Source organism: Bradyrhizobium sp. HKCCYLRH1030 (assembly GCF_051168395.1).
Taxonomy (GTDB): Bacteria; Pseudomonadota; Alphaproteobacteria; order Rhizobiales; family Xanthobacteraceae; genus Bradyrhizobium.
In genome coordinates this window covers 110,019-129,630 of the sequence record NZ_JBNPUY010000013.1, presented here as the reverse complement: position 1 = coordinate 129,630, position 19,612 = coordinate 110,019, and the positions used below count along the sequence as shown (strand labels likewise).

The 19,612-nt window shown below is 63.0% G+C and carries 17 protein-coding genes and 2 pseudogenes; 6 read left to right on the top strand and 13 right to left on the bottom strand.

Translation table 11 applies throughout. From position 1 onward, the window contains the following. Together ACQR1E_RS30255 and ACQR1E_RS30250 are read right to left on the bottom strand one after the other, a co-directional pair. On the bottom strand, positions 1–1,103 hold a 1,103-nt coding region (locus ACQR1E_RS30255), incomplete at its 3' end, for a DUF5666 domain-containing protein (protein ID WP_434897929.1). Continuing rightward, positions 1,100–1,975 (bottom strand): DUF6502 family protein, encoded by an 876-nt coding sequence (locus ACQR1E_RS30250; protein WP_315714183.1) that lies wholly within the window; start codon positions 1,973–1,975, stop codon positions 1,100–1,102. The genes ACQR1E_RS30250 and ACQR1E_RS30255, both read right to left, overlap by 4 nt. 101 nt (positions 1,976–2,076) lie before the next feature. Between ACQR1E_RS30250 and ACQR1E_RS30245 the strand changes: the two genes are divergently transcribed. Together ACQR1E_RS30245 and ACQR1E_RS30240 are read left to right on the top strand one after the other, a co-directional pair. Further along, entirely contained in the window at positions 2,077–3,297 is a 1,221-nt protein-coding gene (locus ACQR1E_RS30245; protein WP_434897928.1) for a glycosyltransferase, read from the top strand. A 169-nt stretch (positions 3,298–3,466) separates the two neighbouring features. Continuing rightward, positions 3,467–4,021 (top strand): hypothetical protein, encoded by a 555-nt coding sequence (locus tag ACQR1E_RS30240; RefSeq protein ID WP_434842750.1) that lies wholly within the window; start codon positions 3,467–3,469, stop codon positions 4,019–4,021. A gap of 611 nt (positions 4,022–4,632) precedes the next feature. Here ACQR1E_RS30240 and ACQR1E_RS30235 read toward each other — a convergent pair. Then, positions 4,633–4,998, bottom strand: a complete 366-nt coding sequence (locus ACQR1E_RS30235; protein ID WP_316205636.1) for a helix-turn-helix domain-containing protein — start codon at positions 4,996–4,998, stop codon at positions 4,633–4,635. A 60-nt stretch (positions 4,999–5,058) separates the two neighbouring features. Between ACQR1E_RS30235 and ACQR1E_RS30230 the strand changes: the two genes are divergently transcribed. Together ACQR1E_RS30230 and ACQR1E_RS30225 are read left to right on the top strand one after the other, a co-directional pair. Further along, complete coding sequence (locus ACQR1E_RS30230; protein ID WP_316193222.1) at positions 5,059–5,352, top strand: hypothetical protein; 294 nt, start codon at positions 5,059–5,061, stop codon at positions 5,350–5,352. A gap of 743 nt (positions 5,353–6,095) precedes the next feature. After that, positions 6,096–6,251: pseudogene (locus ACQR1E_RS30225) on the top strand (IS256 family transposase); the annotation flags it as partial. Here the strand turns inward: ACQR1E_RS30225 and ACQR1E_RS30220 are convergent. From ACQR1E_RS30220 to ACQR1E_RS30195, 6 genes are all read right to left on the bottom strand, one after another. Further along, complete coding sequence (locus ACQR1E_RS30220) at positions 6,227–6,694, bottom strand: transposase (RefSeq protein WP_315706495.1); 468 nt, start codon at positions 6,692–6,694, stop codon at positions 6,227–6,229. The pseudogene ACQR1E_RS30225 and the gene ACQR1E_RS30220 sit on opposite strands and share 25 nt — an antisense overlap. Before the next feature lie 409 nt (positions 6,695–7,103). Then, a complete protein-coding gene (locus tag ACQR1E_RS30215; protein WP_315750107.1) occupies positions 7,104–7,928 on the bottom strand; it encodes an ABC transporter permease in 825 nt (274 codons plus the stop codon). A gap of 152 nt (positions 7,929–8,080) precedes the next feature. Then, positions 8,081–9,046, bottom strand: a complete 966-nt coding sequence (locus tag ACQR1E_RS30210; RefSeq protein ID WP_315706497.1) for an ABC transporter permease — start codon at positions 9,044–9,046, stop codon at positions 8,081–8,083. Continuing rightward, complete coding sequence (locus tag ACQR1E_RS30205) at positions 9,043–10,533, bottom strand: sugar ABC transporter ATP-binding protein (protein ID WP_315706498.1); 1,491 nt, start codon at positions 10,531–10,533, stop codon at positions 9,043–9,045. Before ACQR1E_RS30205 ends, ACQR1E_RS30210 begins: the two co-directional genes overlap by 4 nt. 57 nt (positions 10,534–10,590) lie before the next feature. Continuing rightward, complete coding sequence (locus ACQR1E_RS30200) at positions 10,591–11,727, bottom strand: ABC transporter substrate-binding protein (RefSeq protein WP_315706499.1); 1,137 nt, start codon at positions 11,725–11,727, stop codon at positions 10,591–10,593. Between the two features lie 84 nt (positions 11,728–11,811). Beyond that, a complete protein-coding gene (locus tag ACQR1E_RS30195; RefSeq protein WP_315706500.1) occupies positions 11,812–12,894 on the bottom strand; it encodes a 2,3-butanediol dehydrogenase in 1,083 nt (360 codons plus the stop codon). Positions 12,895–12,969: 75 nt separating this feature from the next. On the opposite strand from ACQR1E_RS30195, the gene ACQR1E_RS30190 reads away from it, so the two are divergent. Next, entirely contained in the window at positions 12,970–14,097 is a 1,128-nt protein-coding gene (locus tag ACQR1E_RS30190; RefSeq protein ID WP_315714177.1) for a LysR family transcriptional regulator, read from the top strand. Positions 14,098–14,376: 279 nt separating this feature from the next. Here the strand turns inward: ACQR1E_RS30190 and ACQR1E_RS30185 are convergent, their stop codons facing one another. Next, complete coding sequence (locus ACQR1E_RS30185) at positions 14,377–16,203, bottom strand: tannase/feruloyl esterase family alpha/beta hydrolase (RefSeq protein ID WP_316201290.1); 1,827 nt, start codon at positions 16,201–16,203, stop codon at positions 14,377–14,379. A 59-nt stretch (positions 16,204–16,262) separates the two neighbouring features. On the opposite strand from ACQR1E_RS30185, the pseudogene ACQR1E_RS30180 reads away from it, so the two are divergent. After that, a pseudogene (locus ACQR1E_RS30180) lies at positions 16,263–16,391 on the top strand (hypothetical protein); the annotation flags it as partial. Here the strand turns inward: ACQR1E_RS30180 and ACQR1E_RS30175 are convergent. Genes ACQR1E_RS30175 through ACQR1E_RS30165 form a run of 3 tightly spaced genes read right to left on the bottom strand, consistent with a single transcriptional unit; the run spans position 16,392 to position 19,600 of the window. Continuing rightward, positions 16,392–18,113, bottom strand: coding sequence for an FAD-dependent oxidoreductase (locus tag ACQR1E_RS30175; RefSeq protein ID WP_315706503.1), 1,722 nt, complete (start codon positions 18,111–18,113; stop codon positions 16,392–16,394). Between the two features lie 15 nt (positions 18,114–18,128). Then, entirely contained in the window at positions 18,129–18,944 is an 816-nt protein-coding gene (locus ACQR1E_RS30170; RefSeq protein WP_315706504.1) for a sugar phosphate isomerase/epimerase family protein, read from the bottom strand. Beyond that, entirely contained in the window at positions 18,944–19,600 is a 657-nt protein-coding gene (locus tag ACQR1E_RS30165) for a hypothetical protein (protein WP_315706505.1), read from the bottom strand. Before ACQR1E_RS30165 ends, ACQR1E_RS30170 begins: the two co-directional genes overlap by 1 nt. Between the last annotated feature and the right edge of the window lie 12 nt (positions 19,601–19,612).

The following is a 19,612-nucleotide window of genomic DNA, read 5'->3' as shown; positions in this document are numbered from 1 at the left end:
AGGCCGGGAGGACCGCCGCCGCCAAGGCCGGGAGGACCGCCGCCGCCAAGGCCGGGAGGACCGCCGCCGCCAAGGCCTGGAGGACCGCCACCGCCCAGCCCGGGAGGACCGCCGCCTGGCACAGTAGCGCCGCCCGGGACGTCCGAGCCGCCGGGCGTCGCGCCCGGAGTTTGCTCGGATCTCGTACCTTGGATCGAGTCACCCGGAAATTTGTTGACGGACTGGATGGATTCAACCCGCAAGCCACGGGAACTGTCAAAGGTGGCGTTCACGACCACGCGGGCATTGCCTGAGGATGCGAAGCGACTATTGTCATGCGCGACATAGCCCGAGCCGAATTGCAGATAGCTGCCGACGCGGCGGACATAGCCTTCGATCGACAGACGGTTCGCGCCGAAGAAATCAGAGAGGTCGTCAGCCCTTATGCGCGAGATCTGCATCACGCCTTGCGTAACGCGGCCCTCAGCCTGAACACGTTGTCCGACGAGTGCGGCATCGGCGCCGTTGAGTCGCAACCCGCCTATTCGCAGGCCGCCGCGATCGCGTTCGAGTGGTCCGGAAACCCGCGTTGTCGCGTTAAGGCGTTGCTCGACCAGGCTTGAGACGATCACGCCGTCGATGCGGCGCACCCCGAAGACCGCGACATTGACGCCCGGATGGCGCCAGCTTTCGTGGCCGGCCGCTATGATCCGCTGGCCCAGCACGGTCATCTCGCCGTCCCTGACGCTTTCGATCGGCCCCATCACCTCGCTGACCACGTTGACGCCGCGGGTGATCAGCGAACCGTTCGCCTGCGGCAGCGCCAGCACACGAGCCAGATGTCCGATCTTGAGCGCCTTCGCCGATACCGGTTCGCCATCGATCCGCACCGGGACGTTCGGCGCATAGCTGATGCGTTGGCCGTTGACGAAAATGCTGCCGAAACGCTGAATGACGCCAACAATGCCGGTGCCGCCGATGCCCTGATCGTGGCCACGTGTGATACCGGTGCCGCCGATACCCTGATCGCTGCCGCGGCGCACCTGCGCCCAGGCGGAGGACGATCCGGCAAGCCAGAGTCCCATAAGCAACGAGCGGCGCGAGATGACGGGCTGCCTGGTCATGACGAGCCGCCTTCGTCAGCATCACCATTCGCCGCGTCGTCCGGACCTTCGCTGTAAATGTAGATGCCGAAATTCCAGCGGTGGTCGCCGCCCTTGTCCCTGGCGAGCGCGCGGTTTGCTTCCCGGTTGGCGATCTTCAGGGCGTCCATGGCCAGTTCGCGCGAACGCCCTTCGAGACGTTTTGCGAGCTTGGCTGAAAGGCCGTCATAGTGCACCGCGCGTTCGAGGAAACGGGGTGCTGGCCCGGATACGTTTTCGGCGGCTGCCGCGATATGATCATGCAGGTTACGGCCGAGATAGTGCCATTTGCGCTCGTCGTCGCCGCGCGGAACGAAGCCGGTATCCACCAACACGATCTCTTCATCGCCGTTGATGGTCACGAGCTCGCGGTCCAGCCATTCATCCAGCACTGCGCGCGGGCGGACATCCTTCGTGATCGAACTGACGAGCTGCTCGAACGAGGGCGCATCGCCACTGGCCATGCGCGGCAAGGGCAGCGGATCGCCGTTCGCGTCCGTGAACTCCGGAGCGGCGAGCCAGCGTGCCATGATCGCGCTGGTCAGCGACAGAGTGGCAGGCGTTTCATTGACCGGCGCACCGGCGCCGCGCAGCCGCGCAACCTCCTTGCGGTGAATTCCGGTGAGCAGACTCACGCGGCTGTCGGTCTGCTCCTTTCCCTCCAGGGCAAAGTCGTGCTCGGCAACATTGACGAAGAGTTCTCGCAACAGCTGAGCCAGCTCAGGAAATGTCATTCCACCGCGGATGCATAGCCGCACCAGCGGGCGCAGCAGGCGCGCCAAGGGCGCGCGCAGGCTCGCCGCCGCAATCGGCTGATGTGAAGCCGACTTCGATCTCCGGGATTTGGCGTTCATGGCGAAATTGTAGCGGCGAGTCCCGTGGGATACAATCCCACTTTTCCGTCGAGATCAATTGACGTGTGAAATTTTCCCACATATACAGGAGGCGCTCAGTCATGGAGAGTTCGGCTATGCTCGCTCCCTCTCGGCGCCTCTCGGTGCTTCACATCTTCAATGACTGCTATCCCGACCTGTTCGGCGGAGCCCCGTCGGTGATCCGCGACATATGCGCAGGACTGAAAAACGCGTTCACCGCCTGCGTGCTGGTCTGCTCCAAGTCGAACGGGCAACGGCGCATCGTCGTGAACGGCGTAACGATCGAGCGCGTGCGCTCGTTCGGCGATGTATGTTCGCTTCCGGCCGCGCCGACTTATCCGCTGCGGTTGTGGCGCCAGGTCGCCGATCACGATCTACTCGCGCTTCATGCACCGTTTCCGCTCGCCGATCTCATGCTCGCCCTGGGGTTGGGCCGCGATCGACCTTTGGTCGTGCACTACCATGCGGACATCGCTTCGCATGCTGGACTGAGGTGGTTTGTGAAGCAGCTGTTGCGCCGGACGCTGCGGCGGGCGGACGCAATCATCGTGTCCAATGCCATTCTGCTGTACAACAGCCCGCTGCTGCAGGAATTCGCTGCGAAATGTCACGTCGTTCCGTTCGGCGTCGATGCCTCGAAGTACGATTGGCCGGAGCCGCGCGACAATGACGCTGCCGAACGCGATCGTGGACGGCTCGTGCTGGCTTGCGGGCAACTCGTCCCCTACAAGGGCTTCGATGTGCTGGTGCGAGCGGCGGTCGGCCACCGCTTTGAGGTCTGGATCATCGGCGAGGGTCCAGAACGGGCACGGCTTGAACGAATGATTCATAGCCTCGGCGTCGCGGATCGCGTCCGCCTGCTCGGCTCCGCTCCGAAGGCCAAACTCGCCAGTCTCATGTGTACAGCGGACGTCTTTGTCCTGCCGTCCCTGACCAATGCGGAAACGTTTGGCATCGCTCAACTGGAAGCGATGGCGGCGGGACGGCCGATCATCAATACATGGCTTGACACGGCCGTTCCACGCGTTGCACGCCACGGCATCGAGGCCATCACCGTTCCACCCGGCAATCATGTTCGGTTGGCGGAAGCGATCGAAACATTGCTCCGCGATCCGGAGCGGCGCTGGCGCATGGGCCATGCCGCCCGGCTTCGCGCAACGACGCAATATTCCGTCGACGCCTTCGGGAAAGGAATCGAAACTGTCTATCGCCATGCCGTGACGACCAAGGCATCAAGCCGGTCGACCCTGGCTTCACGTCCCGGAACAATCGGAACGGGTCCGGAAAATCGACATTGCTGAGACTGATTGTGCTGAAACTCGTCGCGCCGGCTCAGCTCGCGATCACGATCCGTGAATAGTCAGGAAGGAGCTACTTATGTACTCGCAAAGCATACCTCTCGTAGAGAATGCGTGGGACGGGCCTGCGCGCGATCCAAACGCCCGATTCGATCCGCGGATTGGACGGCCCATGAAACCGCCTGGCCGTTCTCCTCGCCCCTCCGGCCTCAACGACGACAATATCGCGAGCGACCGGCCGTCGATTGGCAGGCGAACACTCCATACCCTTGCCCGGTTTGTTATTGCAGTTCTCATCGGTATCGGCGCCACCCTTGCCTGGCAGTCCTACGGTGACGCAGCAAGGGACAAGGTAGTGGCCCGGGTTCCATCGCTGGGCTGGTTGTTATCCGTCTCGACGACGAAGTCGCCAGCCATTGCTTCAACTGCCCCGGACCCGATGCAGCAGCTTGAGCCCCTGGCGTTCAATCTCGATGTCGTGCGGCGCAGCGTAGAGCAACTCACCGCCAAGCAAGAGCTGATGGCCCAAAACATTGCGACACTGCAAGCTGTCGCAGACGACATCAGACAGAGAATGTCAACAACCCCGCCTTCGTCGCTGTCCCAGCAGCTAGCGGCCCCGATCTCGCAGCATAAACCCTCGCAACCCAGGGCGCAGTCATCGGCTGTGCAGTCGTCAGTGCCTCGTCCGCTGCCCTCTGCCGGACCACCCCTGCTCCCGCGCTGATGGCCCAGATTGCCGGCGGGCTTCTTATTGATGGGACGTAGACGCGCGCGGCATGACGGTGCGTAAGCTGCGCCTCAAGTCGTGTATCGTGAATTTGTCGATACCCGCTTCCCAGCTCTCGGAAAATGCATTGTGTACCAATGATGGCTTCCGGACAACACGAGGTGGCCCCCTGATTGCCAAGTGATCTTAAGGTTTCCTGGAATCGCCCTCTGTTTCAGCCTAGAGAGGATGTTGCCCCCAACGGGCCGCACCAGTCTCGCACCAGAACGATCCGAACAAACCGCAACGAACTCAATCGAAAACGAACGAGAACGCAGCAAAATCAACGAAGCCGATCGATACCTTGCCGCCCATAACGGCCCGGTCGCAGCCCTAGCGTGATAAGGTCTCACGGACGATCAACGCGTTAGCGGGATCAGTACTTACTTCAAATCCTCACGCACCAATACCGCACCAAGCTGGGCCCGGTCGCGCGACTCCCAAGTATAGAGGGCTACTGGCGCTGGCCGATCGGCCGACGTGGCTGGTCTTCACTATAGGGGATAGCCCGAGCGATTGTCGCCAATTCTGCCAGAGCACCCCAGCGAAACGAGCACCAGAGGCTCTGGTCAAGGTTTTAGAAATTCGCTGGGCTCTACGCCGAGCGCCTTGGACAGCTTACCGAGCATCGTCACAGATGCGCTGTATACCCCTGTCTCCAGCTGACTGACATAGCTCCGATCGACTTTTGCTCGGAACGCAAGCTCCTCCTGCGTCCAGCCCTTCCCCGTTCGGAGGCGACGCAAATTCCGAGCAACAGTATCCCGCAAATCGTTCATTCGTGAGCGAAAATCTATTGGCATGCCAAAGCGGTTCGCCTGCTTATCGAGGCAGTCTGTGAAGCGGCCGGCAAACCTGTTCCCGCAATCATACTGGATAATTGAGCTTCTTTTTCTTCGCTGCGGCATCCAGCTGACGCCATCGCCAAGGGGCATGGCGATCCTTCGATTCTCGGCCCGCGGTCCACGGCTCTGGATGCCGATCGGAAGCGGATCATGGCTGAATTGCAAAGCCAGCCCTCCGCTCCGCAGCCGATTGCGCTCCACCCCGTCATTCTTCGGCGATACGAAGAGCAATTGGTGCGGCTCGAAAATGCGCTCGGCAAAGGTGTGAGCGCAGGCGACGAGGAGGCTGCCGAAGCAATTCGAGATCTTGTGGAGACGGTGACGGTGTCGAGAGATGACACGCGCCCGGGCGGGGTCTGTGTTGAAATTGCTGGCCGTCTCAACTCGCTGATTGGCGGGGAGGCATACCCAAGCAGAGTAAAGGGAGTGTGGGAAAGGTGGTAGCGGGGGTCCGCTACATCGTGAAGCCCACTATCGCAGAAGCCCTATTTTGTTACAGGAGAGCAGCCTAATTCGGAAGGTCGGATCTCGAAGACCCGCCCAAAAACCGCCGTTCGTGAGCGATCAGTGGCCGCCAAATGGTCGGCCGGCAAGTCGAGTAGGATAGCGGCCTTAGTCTCCTGGCCAATTGACGGCATGGACCTCGGCCGCAGGACCAAGCGCCGCAGCACCCGATAGGCCGTGAACCGGCTCAAGGCCTTAGCCGTCCGGGGCCTATCGCATTATCAAACATCGATCTTTGCCGCGCCAAGCGGCGAGACCGAGGGTGGCGAGGTAGGCCCTTGGTGAGGATCCGGAGGCGACTTCGGGTGGACGCTAGGGCGCCAGAAGGGTCGCGCTTCGGTCACGACGGAGAAGACGCACAGATTTCCTATCGCGGTACGGAGGCGGTTCAGGTGAAGCCCGTCAGGGCCACGCGTATCAGTTGCCCGAGGTTGTGCAGACGAGATTTACTCTGCATGAGACTTCCGCCCGCGACCCAGAGCCGTCGTTGCGCTTGTCCGGGTTGCCGCTTTGCGATACTTTTAAGGGCGGTGTTCCCGGGCGTGGTGTAACTTGGTAGAGCAAAGCCGTCCGCCCGCGCGCTCTCCCATAGCGCCGTAGCGGGCGGACGGCTTTGCGGTGGTCACCGGTGATTGCCCGGTAGGGTCGGGTTGCTGACACCAACTCGATTCGAGGAACCACCGATGACCGACGAGATGATGAACCTTCGCGCGCTCGTCGAGGAGGCCCCGGACGCGGATCTTCTGCGCGAGATGATCGGCTTTGCCGCCCAGCGGTTGATGGAGATGGAGGTCGCCGGGCTGACTGGAGCCGCCTATGGCGAGAAGAGCAGCTCGCGCGCGCGTGCGACGTTGTCGGTGCAGGCGCCTCGCGCCAGCAGGCCGTAGTGGCGGATGCGGCGGAGGCGAGCACGTGGATGAGGAAGCGGCGAATGAACTCGTCCGTCGCGAGCGTCATCCGCTTTTGACGGTCGCGGCCCTTCGACGCGGTAATCCTTCCATCTGAAGGTGACGCCTTGCTGGCCGCAGGCGAGCAGGCGGCTGTTGGCGATAGCGACGCGGTGGGAATAGCGCGACAGATAGGCCAGCGCTGCCTCGGGGCCACCGAACGGACGCTTGGCATAAACGACCCATTCCATCTTGCCCGACGCTGCCAGCAACGTTGCTAATGATTGTTCTCCGGCGAGGTGGGCGTCGTTGCCGAAGATCAGGCGCCCGGCCTGGTGGAGGGTGGCCAGGCGCTCCAGGAACAGCCGACGGAACAGGCGTGAAAGCGCCCGCACTGGCAGGGAAGAATCCTGGCCGCCAGGACACCCAGCGCTGGCCGTCGGGCGAGATGCCGCCGCCCGGTACGATCATGTGCACGTGCGGGTGGGGTGGGTCATGGCCGCTGGTGGCTGACATCCAACGCTCGGCAAGTTCTCCATGAACCAGCCAATATTGTCGCTGACGGCAATCGTAATGAACACGGAATGTCCTCAGCAATCGCCGAATAACAATGCGCTTGTGGAGACCTCTTCCGCAGGGGCTACAACACGTGCAACGCTCCGGTCTGTCCGCTCGTGCAACAAACTTCGGTGCAGCGGCACAATCAATTGGACTTTTTTGAGAGTACCCGGTTTTCTACCCGGAACAGTTTCCTCTCAATGCTCGCTCATGGTGGGTTTCCTCTCATCGCATCCTTAGAAAACGCTATGGTGCATCTCTACGAGTGTAGATTGCAGCAGCGAGGACAATGACGACGCCCTTGATGATCAATTGGACCTGGACCGGCACGCCGAGCAGCACCACTTCGTTGGCGAGGATGACGATGATGGCGGCTCCCGTGAGGGCGCCAAGGATCGAGCCGCGGCCGCCCCGCAGCGACACCCGTCCGACGACACAGGCTACGATCGAGTCGAGCTCGTACCCCTGCCCGACCCAGTTGTCGACGAGCCCGACATAACCGCTCAGGATCAGCCCGGCGAGCGCCGCAAGGCAGCTCGAGATCAGGTAGCAGCCGATCATGACCGCGTCGGAGCGGATGCCAAACAGGCGCCCCGTCACTGGATTGCCGCCGACAATGAAAATCCTCCTTCCGAAAGCGGAACGGTGCAGGACCCCAGCCAGCAAGACCGCTACGAACAGCAGAACGAGTACGTTATAGGGCACGCCGTGAAATTTTCCGGAGCCGAGCAGCCGCAGTACCGGCGGCACGTTGCCGGACGGCGCGCCCTGCGTGTAGGCGAACCTGAATCCCTGGAGCAGGATCATCGTGGCGAGCGTTGCCAGGAACGGGGACACCTGACGCTTGGTGACGAGAAAGCCGTTGAGCAGGCCAACGCTGACAGCGACCACCAAGGCCGTCGCGACGATGGCGGGGACATTCTGGTCGAGGCCCGAGAAACCGGTCGCGATCACGGCGGCGGTCGCCATCATCGAGGCGACAGAGAGATCGAGGCCGCGAACGATCATCACCAGGCTTTGCCCCATGGCTGCGATCGCGAGCGGCGCGACTTGTAGCAGCAGGTTGGACAAATTACCGGGACTGACGAAGGCCGGTGAGATCACGCCACCAAGCGCGAGCAGCAGCGGCAGAGCGAGGGCTGTGCCATAGCTTTCCATGACGCTGCGGACCGACCAGGACGGGGTGACGGAGCCGGCGATTTCTACGGAGCCTGACATCCTGCTCACCCGATCCTGCGGCGTTCGACATAGATGGAGACGGCAAGGATGATGATGACCGCCTGCGCGACCAATTGATAGTGCTTCGACACGTCCATGAAGTTGAGCAGGTTGTTCAGGAGCGTGATCAGAAAGGCGCCGAACAGCGTGCCGATCACGCCGCCTTTGCCACCGCTCAGCAAGGTACCGCCGAGCACGACCGGAGTGATCGAAGCCAAGGTGTAGTTGACGCCGGTGTAGGGCTGTCCAACGCCGAACCTCGCGGCGAGATAAAGCCCGGTCGCCCCGCAGCAGAAGCCCGAGATGCCGTAGACCAGCATCAGGATGCGCGTCCGCCGCAATCCCACGAGACGCGCGGAATTCGCATCATCGCCAAGGGCGTAGATCTGGCGGCCGAGCGGCAAATATCGCAGCAGCAGCGCGACCAGGATGCCAAGGACGACTGCAAGCGTCGCTCCGATGGGGATGCCCGAGATGCGTCCATAGGCGAGCACGGTGAAGCTGCGCGGCACCCGACCGACCGGTCCCAGTGCGTAGAGCAAGGTCACGCCTTGCAGGACCGCGCCCATGCCGAGCGTCACGATCAGCGGATGAACGCGCAAGGTGACGACCAGGCCGGCGTTGAGCACGCCGACGAATGTCCCGAGCGCGAGCACGCCGAGCACGACCGGAACGACCCGATCCGGATTGCCGTTGATCAGGCCTGATGTCAGGCAGGAGGTGAGGCTGATCAGCGAGCCGACCGAGAGGTCGATGCCGCCGCTGAGAATGGTCAGGGTTTGCCCGATACTGACCAGCGCAAGGTCGGTGGTCTGCTCATAGACATTGAGCAGGTTGCCCAGCGTCAGGAATCGGTCGGAGACCGTTGCGCCAACAAGATATACCGCGCAGATCAGGACGAGCACGCCGGCAAGCCCCGCATTGCTGCGCAGCCACCAAGGCATCGCGAGACGGGCGGCGATCGCGGTCATGCGGCGCGCTCGCTCGTGGCCAGGTACATGATGCTTTCCTCCGTGGCGTCGCATCCCGGCAGCTCGCCGGCGATCCGTCCCTCGCGCATGACAATCACGCGATCGGCCATGCCGATGACCTCGGTCATTTCCGAGCTGATCATCAGGATTGCGAGGCCTGAATCGGCAAGTTCGCGCATGATCCGGTAAATATCGGCCTTGGCGCCGACGTCGACGCCGCGTGTCGGTTCATCGAGGATCAGTATCGACCTGCACAGGCGTGCCCAGCGCGCGATGATCACCTTCTGCTGATTTCCGCCCGACATGGTTGCGACCGGCGTTGCCGGTCCGCGGCAGGCGATGCGGTATCGTTCGATTTCGTGGGCGGCGATCGCCAGTTCGCCCTCGCGATCAATCACTCCGTAGCGGGTGACCTCGCCGAGTGCTGGCCCAGTGATGTTCGCAGCAATGTCGAGCAGCATCGCAAGCCCCTGCGACTTGCGATCCTCGGTGACGAGGCCCATGCCGAGCCCGATCGCCTTGGCGGGCGTCATTGCCGTAAAGCGCTCGCCGGCGATGTGGAGAGTGCCCTTCGAGATAGGAGCTGCGCCGAACAGACCGAGCGCCAGATCGGTGCGTCCGGCGCCGACCATGCCCGCCAGCGCGACGACCTCGCCTGCATGCAGTTCTATCGAGACGTCACGGACCCGGTCGCCGACGCAGATGCCGTCGGTGCGTAGCACGGGTTGATCCGGTCGCGACGCGGTCGAGCGCGGGGGAAACAGCTCGCCGAGATCGCGCCCCACCATCATCGAGATCAGCCGTTCGCGCGTGACGGCGACGGTATCCGTCGTGCCGACCAGACGGCCGTCCTTCAGGATCGTGGCACGATCGCACAGCGCGAAGACTTCGTCGAGCCGATGCGAAATGAAGAGAATGGACACACCGGCCTCGCGCAGCCGGCGCAGGCGCTCGAACAACAGTTCGACCTCGCGCCCGGCAATGACGGCGGTGGGCTCGTCGAGGATCAACAGGCGGACATTGTGCGTCATCGCGCGCGCGATCTCGACCATCTGCTGGTCGGCGACCGAGAGAGAGGCCACCGTCTCGCGAGGGTCAAGGGTGATGCCAAGCTTGCGCATCAGCTCAGCGGCCTCTTTCCGTGTCCGTCCGTGATCGACCAGGCCGAGCGCGTTGCGCCGCTCGTTGCCGAGGAAGATGTTCTCGGCGACGGACAACTGCGAAAACAGCGCGAACTCCTGATAGACGACGTGGACTCCGGCGAGCTTCGCCTCGCGCGGTGACGACCATCTCACGCGTTGACCGGCGAGGGTGATCTCGCCTTCGTCGGGCGCAACCGCGCCGGCGATGATCTTGATCAGGGTGGATTTGCCGGCGCCGTTCTCGCCGAGCAAGCCGTGGATTTCGCCAGGTTTGACGTCTAAGTTTACGCCGTGGAGGGCGCGCACGCCGGGAAAACTCTTGGAAATGGCCTTGAGTGTGAGCATTCGGTCCGTCTTGCCCCTTTGGCGTGCCGGCCTCGCCGGTACGCCATTGTTCCGGGTTCAGTGCGGATAGTCGATCTTGAACGTGCTCGGATTGTAGGTCGGGCCCATGCCGCCGGACACGAGCATGTCGTCGGGACCGTCGGGCACGATGTGCTGCTCCGCATACATGTCAGGCTTCGGAATGGAAGGCGTCTCGTCACCGTGGGTCAGAACGATATTGCTGTTGATGGTATAGACGCAGGGCACCGCGGCGCCGGACAGCACCTTGAGCGCGACGTCGAGCGCCGTGCCCATCATCGCGGGCGGATAGTCGATGTCGAGCAGCGGGAACTTGTTCTTGATAGCCATCTTCATCGGTCCGTTCATGTCGGCCGAGGTGATCGGCGGAATTTCGCTTCCCTTCCAGCCGGCATCGAGAAAGGCCTCGATCGCACCGGGCACCTGCAATCCGTGCGGCGAGAACACGGCATTGATGCTATGGCCGTACTTGGCGATCATGGCCTGCATCACCTGCTTGCCCTTCACCGGGCTCCAGTCGGAGTAGACGGTCTCCAGGATCTTGATACCGGGATAGGCCGAGAACACCTGCATCGCTGGTTTGACACGGTTCTCGTTCGGGCTGGAGCCGGCCTGGCCTCCGAGGATGATCACGTTGCCCTTGCCGTTCAGCTTCTCGACGATCCATTGCGCGAACAGGCGCCCCATCATCGCGTCGGACGCTGTGACGAAGGTGACGAAATTGTCAGAATCCACCCGGCGGTCCACCATCACGACGGGGATGCCGCGTTCGGTCGCCTGGGTGACGGCGGGATCGAGCGCCTGCGACGTGTTGGCGCTGACGATCAGGAGATCGACGCCGCGGGAGACCAGATCCTGGATGTCGGCGACCTGCTTGGCATCGTCATGGCCCGCATCGGTGATCAGCAGCTTCTTCACGACGTCGGCATGGTCGTGCGCAGCTTTCTGAAGCGAGTGCAGGCCAACCACGCGCCAGCTGTCGCCGAGGCCGGCATTGGAGAAGCCGATGGTGTAGGGCGGCGCCTTCTTGAACTTCGCGGTGTCGCGAATGCAGACGTCGAGCGCTGGATTGAACAGGAACGTGCGCGGCGCGCCGGAATATTCCGCCTGGACGGCAATTGGTGTCACCATGGCCAGGCAGGCCAGTGACAGGCAGCTCGCGATAGTCACTCTCATTGGTGTTCCTCCCCTTTGGTTTCACTGATCGTGGCGACTTGAGCGTCGCTCTGGACAATCAACCCTGGTCTTGCCTACGCCGCCTCACGACGGTGCCGCCAGCTGCGTCGACACGAGTATCTTCAGCTTGTCGTTGCTTGGCGCAGTGAGGACGTCGAAGCCTTTCGAGACCACGTCCTCGGCGCGGATACGGCCATCGATGATCTTCGAGATTGGCAGCTTGCCAGACTCGACCAGTCCGATGATGCGCGGCCACATCGTGATCGGGTAACACCAGGTTGCCTCGATGGTGATGTCCTTCAGGGCCCACAACATCGGATCGGTCGAGGCTTTGCCGACGTGCAGGCCGGCCTGCACCACGACACCGCGCCGCCGCACGGCTTCGACGCAGGTGTTCAATGCGCTTTCGTTACCGACGCATTCGATGGCGACGTCGACGCCGACATTCTCTTCGGTCTGCTCCTTGACGCGCGCGACCACGTCCGTCGTCTTGGGATCGTAGACGCCGGCGCAAATACCCCAGCTCTCGATCGTTCGACGCCGCGATGCGTTGGGCTCCGACACGTAGATCCTGGCGGCGCCGGCTGCGTGGGCGCACAGAATGGTCAGCGCGCCGATCGGGCCTGCACCTGCGATCAGCACGGTGCTGCCAGCCTGGACACCGCCGCGGTCGACCGCATAGAGCGCGACCGCCGCCGGCTCGATCATGGCGGCTTCCTCGTCGGTGATGGAGTCGGGCACTTTCGCCGCATTGTAGTCGTTGATGACGGCGAGATCGGACATGCCGCCCCAGGCCCAGCTGAGGCCGATGCAAGCCATCTTTTCGCTGAGATGGTTGAGACCCCGCCGGCTGTAATAGTCGTTCATCGGCATCATCAGCGGCTGCACCGAAATACGGTCGCCGCGCCGCACATGAGTGACGTCGCGCCCGACGTCCAGTACCTCGGCCGAGAACTCATGTCCCAGGATCTGCGGCAAGGTTGCTGCAGTGAACACGTGCGGCGACGCGGGCGTGACGATCGGCCCTGCAATGTATTCGTGGAGGTCCGTGCCGCAGATGCCGGTCCACAGCGGCTTCACCAGGAGCTGGCTGGCGCCCATCTCCTTGGGCTCATCGACGGTTTCGACACGGATGTCCTTCCGTCCGTAATAGCGAACAGCCTTCACGGTGCGCTTCCCCTTCTGCGCGGCAGGTTATTGGCCTCGCACTACCATGTTACCGGTTTGCATTGATCTGATTGAATGGGGAATTTTACTTCCCATGCTGGTGCAGCCAGTTTCAAAAAGGTTAGAATAGGCGCCTTGGAGCCACAATATCCGGTGATTTCCCTTCACTGGGGAACGTATTGCCCCAATGATCGGACCGTTCGTGGCGGATTTGAATGGCCGCGGCTGCAGCTCGGGGCTGTTTCAGGAGGCGCAATGGCTATCGACCGGATGAAGGACATCAGCGTGTTCGTCCATGTCGCCGAAGCCAAGAGCTTCACGGCAGCGGCCGAACGCATCGGCCTTTCGCGATCGGCAGTCGGCAAGAGCATCGTTCGGCTCGAGGACCGGCTCGGGGTCAGGCTGCTCCAGCGCACCACGCGAAGCGTCTCACTGACCGGAGAGGGAGCCGCCTTCCACGAGCGGTGCGTGAGGCTGCTCGCCGATCTCGACGAAGCGGAGATGGCGATGCTCAGTCACTCGCAGGCGCCGCGGGGGCGGTTGCGGCTGGATCTGCCCGTATCCTTCGGCCGGCTGCACGTGCTTCCGGTCCTCAATGAGTTCATTCGCAAATGGCCGGAGATATCCGTCAGCGCCTCCTTCGGCGATCGCTATGTCGATCTCATCGACGAGGGCGTGGATCTCGCGATCAGGATCGGCAGCAGCGAAGATTCTCGGCTGATGAATAGGTTTCTGGCGCGCCATCGCCTGGTGACCTGTGCGTCGCCGGCCTATCTTGCCGAGCGAGGAACGCCGAGAAACATCGACGCGTTGGCGCAGCATAGCTGCCTCGCCTTCGTGCACGGCGGGCGCTCCGTCGACTGGCGATTCAACGAGAACGGACAAGCTCGCGTGATCGCCATCAATGGGCGTTTCGTCGCGACCAACGCTGAAGCCTTGCGCGACGCGACGATTGCGGGTTTCGGCATCGCTCGGCTTGCCACATTCCTGGTCAGCGACGATCTGCGTGCAGGTCGGCTGGTGCCGATCCTCAAAGAGGTCGACGCCGATGGTGCACCCATTCGCGCCGTCTATCCTTCGAGCAGGCACTTGTCGCCGAAGGTGCGTACATTCATCGATGCGTTGATAGAGGCTTGGCGGCCGGAACCGCCCTGGGACAGCGCAGAGACTTCACTGCGCGGACGTCCGACTGAGAGCGACTGACCTGTTTCAACGTCCTTCGGCGGAAATTGCGTGCCGTTCGCGGACGAGGACTGCCAGCAGCGGGAGTACGAATCACGAAAAATCGTAGTTTGGCGCATGAGATAGTAGGATTGGTAGCGAAGTCCGCTGCCAATCCCAAACCAATGGTTCTTCATTCCTATTTTGACGACGGAGCTGCGACATGCAACGGTGAAAGAGTCAGGCTCTTCCAACGACAACTGAGACCGCCATCGCCTCTCGTCTGTCTCCCCTCTGTCGAGAATTTCTTGATTGTAGTGACTAGCGGCAGCTGAAGCTCGAAGGCTGCGTCGCAGGGCCGCGGCCATCCCACGTCGTCCGCTGCGGATAGACGCAGACCGGATAGCTCACGCTGCCATCGCGCGAGGTCAACGTGATCTCGCCCGGCGGCACTCCCTTCTCGACCCAATCCGTCAATGCGGAGAAGAACTGGTCCTTGTCGCGGGTCGGCGTCTGGTTGGCATTGCCCGGCAGTTTCGGCAGCGGCACGGCGTCGTTCTTGCCGGTCACGGTGTACGAGCGGCCCTGCGAGGAATGCGCAGCCCCCGGGACCAGATACATCCGCATGAATTTTGAGACCTCGGCGTCGCCGCCCATCGCAGCAAGCACGCGCTCGTGATAATTGACGTTGCCGGCCGGCGGGATCGCATCATCCGCAAGGCCGCTCCATATGATCACCTTGCGGCCGAGATCGCGCAGCTTCGAGAGATCGGCCTTGTCGGTGATCAGATTGCTGAACAGCGTGGGCTGCAGTTCGACATTCTTGTCGACGCCAGCAGCGAAGGCGGCATAATCGAGCTCGAGCCAGCGGTTGCGCCTTGCGGTCGAGGTGTTGGTGATCGGAATGGCTGAGGTCGCGCTGGCATCAGCGGCGTAGCTGACGTCCTCCATGCCGAGCGCAAAATTGTCAGTCGACGGGCTCGTGATCTGCGTTGAGATCGACGTGCCCTTGGTAAAGGTCCACCACATCTGCTTCACGCCGAGCGCCTTGCCGCTGCGGGCTTCCGCCGTCTGAGCCGGATCGACGCTGCCATCGCGGGTCGCGCCGTACCAGATTTTGTTGAGCGCACCCGCTTCCTTCGAGCTCATGCAAGCTGCCTTGGCGGCGTTGCTTCCGGTGACGCCGTCGCTCGTTTCGCCCGTACAGAGCAGCACCGCGTCGCGGGCGGGATTGTAGTCGCAGGCGAAGGGATCAAGCAGGAAGCCGAGCCCGGCCTTGTCACAGGTTGCAACGGCGCGCTTGTTGGCAGCGTCGACCTTGGCGGCGAACGCGGCAGCCTCCGGCTTGTTGATGGCAGAGAAGCCGAGCTCGGTCTTCATCACGATCTGCGGATAGAGGCTGGTGGTGCCGAACCGCGCGATGTTCGGCGCAGGCTGCGCGATCATGTAGCCGTCATAGAGCTCTGGATATTCCTGCAGGATCTTCAGGCCCTGGCGGCCGCCCTGCGAGTGTCCATCGTAGTAGACGAATTTCGGCGCCTTGCCATAGTAGAGATTGACCAGCGCTTTGGTCTTGATCGCCTGCTCGACCATCGCCCGTACCGAGAAGTCGCGGAGGCCCTCGACGTTAACCTTGCCGTCAGAGAGGAAGGCGAACGAACCGTCCTGATACCACGGCTGGCCGGCATCCGTTGTGCCCGAAGCATAGCCGATATTGGCGTTGACAATTGCCGGCACCTTGCTCCCGATCTTGTCGGCGAAGCGATGGCCGCCGCCGACCCAGCCGCCACCGCCATAGTTACGGATGCGCTCGTTCCAGTTGGCCTGCGTCGGCAGCCAGACCTCGATGCCGATACCTTCTGAATAGGAGCGCGCGTTTTTGTCCTTCTCCGCTGTGACGCCGGGACCGACCAACAGCTTCACGAGGCAAAGATCGGCTGCCGCCGTGATCGGCTTCGGCGCATCGGGCGCCAAAAGCTCCTCACCCTTGTTGACCCGGCGGACCGCGATCACGGTCGTGATCTCGTCGGGATGGAAGGCGGCTTTGATGCCGTCGTCACAAGCCATCGGCTCGGCGAACGCCGATGTCACCTGGCAAGTCGCAGCCACCAGCAGCATTGCCCAAAAAATTCCTCGCGCGATCGGCATCAGTTCTCTCCTCTTGCTTATCGTTCTCTGTTGGCAGCCCGGGGCCGCCTTAGTCTACAATCGGTACCGTCAGCGGCTCATGGGTCTGTGCGGCGCAGCCGAGCCGCGACTCCGGGGGCGCCAACCCGGCGCCTGAACCCGAAGGCAAAATTGTCGCGAATCAGAATCGCCTGCGAACCTCCCGTTGGTCACTCAGACAGCCTCATTCGGTCAGCGAGCGTTCCTGCGCAATCGAGCGCGGCGCACCATGCAAAGACCATGGCGGGGCCGATCATCGTTCCAGGTCCGGGGTACATGCCGCGGAAAATGGAGGATGCATCGGTCCCGACGGCATACAGTCCGGGCAAGACCGTTCCGTTGCGTGACAACACTCTGGCGCGCTCATCCGTAAGTAGACCGCAACTGCTGGCGAGATCCGACGGCCACACGGCGACGGCATAATAGCGCCCCTGACCGATCCGCCGCAGACATGGGTTCGGCTTGGTCTCCGGATCGCCATTGAACCGGTTCAACGCGCTGGACCCTCGGCCGAAGTCTTCGTCGATCCCGCTGTCCGCGTAGCGATTATACTGCTCGACCGTTGCCGCAAGCTGCCCGGCGTCGACGCCGATCCTTCGCGCCAGCTGCTCGATCGTCTCCGCCTCGACCAGATAGCTGGCTTGCACGAACGCCTTCAGGTTTCGCGTCCCCGGACGAACGAGCCCAATGCCGAAATCCTTGATGAACGTCGCATCGCAGATCAGGAAGGCCGGACTTGAAGACGGCGCGTTCGATCGCAGCATCGCGGCGACGAAGTCATGATAGGAATCGGCCTCGTTCACGAAACGGCGGCCTGACCTGTTCACGGCCAGCAATCCAGGCTTGGCGCGATCGAGCATGATGTGCGGGAAGATCGACACATGACCGTCGGCCTGCGTCATCACCGAACTCGGCATCCACAACGCCGGACTGTCGAGGTCTCGGGCGATCGCTGCACTGACGCGCTCCGCCGCCAGGATGCCATCGCCGGTGTTCGAGGTGGGCGCGAGCGAAAGTCGACGCGCCGGCTCGGGGAATAGACGCTCTCTTAGCTCACGGCTCCAGCCGATGCCTCCGCTCGCCAGCACGACGCCCTTGCGGGCCCTTATCCTGAGCTCTCCGCCAGGAGACGAAAGAACCGCACCCATGATGTGATCCCCCTCGCAAACGAGATCGCGAAGTTCGGTCTCGAAGCGCAGGTCGACGGCGACGCGGCGGAGGCTGTCGAGGAGCCTCGCGACGAGCGCGTTTCCCATGACCAGGCGCGTTCCGCGCGTGTGGCTGATCCGGTCCATCGCATGCCGGGCGAGCAGACCCAGGACATGCCTAAGACTGCTCCAGCTGCGGAATGGCGCCAGCAGCGCCGGGATGTCCGCCTTGCTCACCATCATGCCGCCGAGCACCATGAACTCCCGACGCGGCGGCCTGACACGGGCAAAATCCGGTCCGAGCTTTCGGCCCTCGAACGGCATGGCCGTGAGCGCGCGTCCGCCGATCGCAGCGCCCGGAAGCTGCTTGTAGTCGGGGTGGATCGGAGGCGCCGCAAATCGAACGCTCGTCTTCTGCTCGAGATCATCAAGCACGACCCACCCTGCCCGAAGGAACATGTCGACGCGGCGGTCGGCGGCGTGCTCGCCGAGCATTGCAGCGAGATAGGTGCGCGCGGCCTCGACCGTATCAGGCGTCCCCGCAAGGCGGCCCTGCCGGTTGCCCGGGATCCACACCGTGCCGGCGGAGGTTGCGGTGGTGCCGCCCACCATGTCCGACTTCTCGCACAGGACGACGTCGAGCCCTTCGAGCGCGCCCACCAGCGCGGCCGTCATGCCGGCAGCGCCGGTACCGACGACCAGCAGATCGGTCTCAACGTCCCACGGGCGATCGTTGTGCGCCATCACCAGCCTCTTCCGTCACAGCGCCTGCGCCTTTTCGACCACGGCCCTGCCCGCTGCAAGGGCGCGCCGCGCCCGCGTTTCAGCATCGACGGTCTTCGCCAGCACAACGGTCGGCACCTCGATGCTGATGGTCAGGCAGTCCGGCATCGCCCGCGTGAGACCGACGAGATCGATGCCGCCCTCGCCCGGGAACATGCGCTCCTCGCGCGCGGCATGGATCATTTGCTCAGTCGTCGCGGGGCGCTCGGCCGGACCGTCGCAGAGCTGCCAATAGTGCAGCCGATCGGCCGGGATGGAGCGGAGATCCGCGAGCTTGCTTCGCGATCGATCGAAATGCAGCGCATCCACCAGAATGCCGGCCGCGGGATGGTCGACATCGTCAACGATCCGCATCGCGGTTGTCAGATCAGGAACGCTGGTCCAGGGCATGAATTCCAGATCGGCGGTCAGACCGAACGCAGCAGCCGCCTCGCAAAACTGCCGATAACGATCGGAGAACCGCGCCAGGTCGGGGTCATAGCCGGCGACAAGGATGTGCCTGGCGCCGAGGCGTGCGCCTGTCTCGAAGAACGGCATGAACGACGCGACGCTCGTCTCAGGTCTGAAGGCGACGACCTCGAGATCGGCAACGGTTACACCCGTCGACTGCAACTGCTGGAGCGTCGTACGCAGGAGCGCGGCGTCATCCATCAGGCGATAAGCCAGTCCACCGGGCACGGCCGGCAGCAGCCTGAGGCCGACCTTGTCGTAGCCGCAGCGGGCCGCCAGATCGATCATCTCGGGCGGCGCCAAGTCGAGCACGGTCAGCGCAGCGAGCGAAAAGGTCGCCATCAGCAAGCATCCGCGATGCGTGCGTCGAGCGCAAACATGCCCTGATAGAAGTCAGGCTCGCTGGCTCCCTCCATGACATCGGATGCAAGTGTCCGCGCCTGCCGCAAGGCCCTCTGCAACGAAGCGTCATCGAGCGCCTCGATCAACAGAAGCCCCGAGAAGAAGCCCTCGTGCTTCCGCATGCCCTTTTCAGCGGTCGGTACGGATGTCCGCGGCGCGTCGGTCGCCCCGATCTGCACGGCAGCGATCCCGTCGCAGCCAACGAGCGCGGTGGCCAGCCGTTGCGGGTCGGCGGGCAATTTGTCGATCCGCAGCGCCACGATCGTGGCGCCCTCGCCCCGCCCGGCGCGCGCGACGATCACACCGCCGCCACGCATGAAATTGCCGAGCTTCGGCATGATGCGCTGCGACCACGGGGTGGGCGCGTTGAGCCGCGCCAGATAGTCCTTGCCGTCGAGGACCTCGGGCGTTTCGAGCTCGTACAGGATGAAGAAGCGGTTGACGTCGCTGCGCACGGCACGAAACACACGCGACGCCAGGAAGCCCCGCGTCGTCACGCGCTCGGTGGTGTGCTCGCGCGTCAGCCAATGCCGGTAGTCGGTCAGATCATGCGCCTCGACGTCGCTCCAGATGGCGAGAAACCCTGTTCCGCGCATGCTTGTCTCCTG

Coding starts and splice junctions, on each gene's coding strand:
- ACQR1E_RS30245 (WP_434897928.1), top strand. CDS start 2,077: ATGGAGAGTTCGGCTATGCTCGCTCCCTCTCGGCGCCTCTCGGTGCTT.
- ACQR1E_RS30235 (WP_316205636.1), bottom strand. CDS start 4,998: ATGCCCCTTGGCGATGGCGTCAGCTGGATGCCGCAGCGAAGAAAAAGA.
- ACQR1E_RS30190 (WP_315714177.1), top strand. CDS start 12,970: ATGGGGAATTTTACTTCCCATGCTGGTGCAGCCAGTTTCAAAAAGGTT.
- ACQR1E_RS30205 (WP_315706498.1), bottom strand. CDS start 10,533: ATGCTCACACTCAAGGCCATTTCCAAGAGTTTTCCCGGCGTGCGCGCC.
- ACQR1E_RS30230 (WP_316193222.1), top strand. CDS start 5,059: ATGGCTGAATTGCAAAGCCAGCCCTCCGCTCCGCAGCCGATTGCGCTC.
- ACQR1E_RS30185 (WP_316201290.1), bottom strand. CDS start 16,203: ATGCCGATCGCGCGAGGAATTTTTTGGGCAATGCTGCTGGTGGCTGCG.
- ACQR1E_RS30210 (WP_315706497.1), bottom strand. CDS start 9,046: ATGACCGCGATCGCCGCCCGTCTCGCGATGCCTTGGTGGCTGCGCAGC.
- ACQR1E_RS30170 (WP_315706504.1), bottom strand. CDS start 18,944: ATGGCGACCTTTTCGCTCGCTGCGCTGACCGTGCTCGACTTGGCGCCG.
- ACQR1E_RS30165 (WP_315706505.1), bottom strand. CDS start 19,600: ATGCGCGGAACAGGGTTTCTCGCCATCTGGAGCGACGTCGAGGCGCAT.
- ACQR1E_RS30200 (WP_315706499.1), bottom strand. CDS start 11,727: ATGAGAGTGACTATCGCGAGCTGCCTGTCACTGGCCTGCCTGGCCATG.
- ACQR1E_RS30250 (WP_315714183.1), bottom strand. CDS start 1,975: ATGAACGCCAAATCCCGGAGATCGAAGTCGGCTTCACATCAGCCGATT.
- ACQR1E_RS30175 (WP_315706503.1), bottom strand. CDS start 18,113: ATGGCGCACAACGATCGCCCGTGGGACGTTGAGACCGATCTGCTGGTC.
- ACQR1E_RS30240 (WP_434842750.1), top strand. CDS start 3,467: ATGAAACCGCCTGGCCGTTCTCCTCGCCCCTCCGGCCTCAACGACGAC.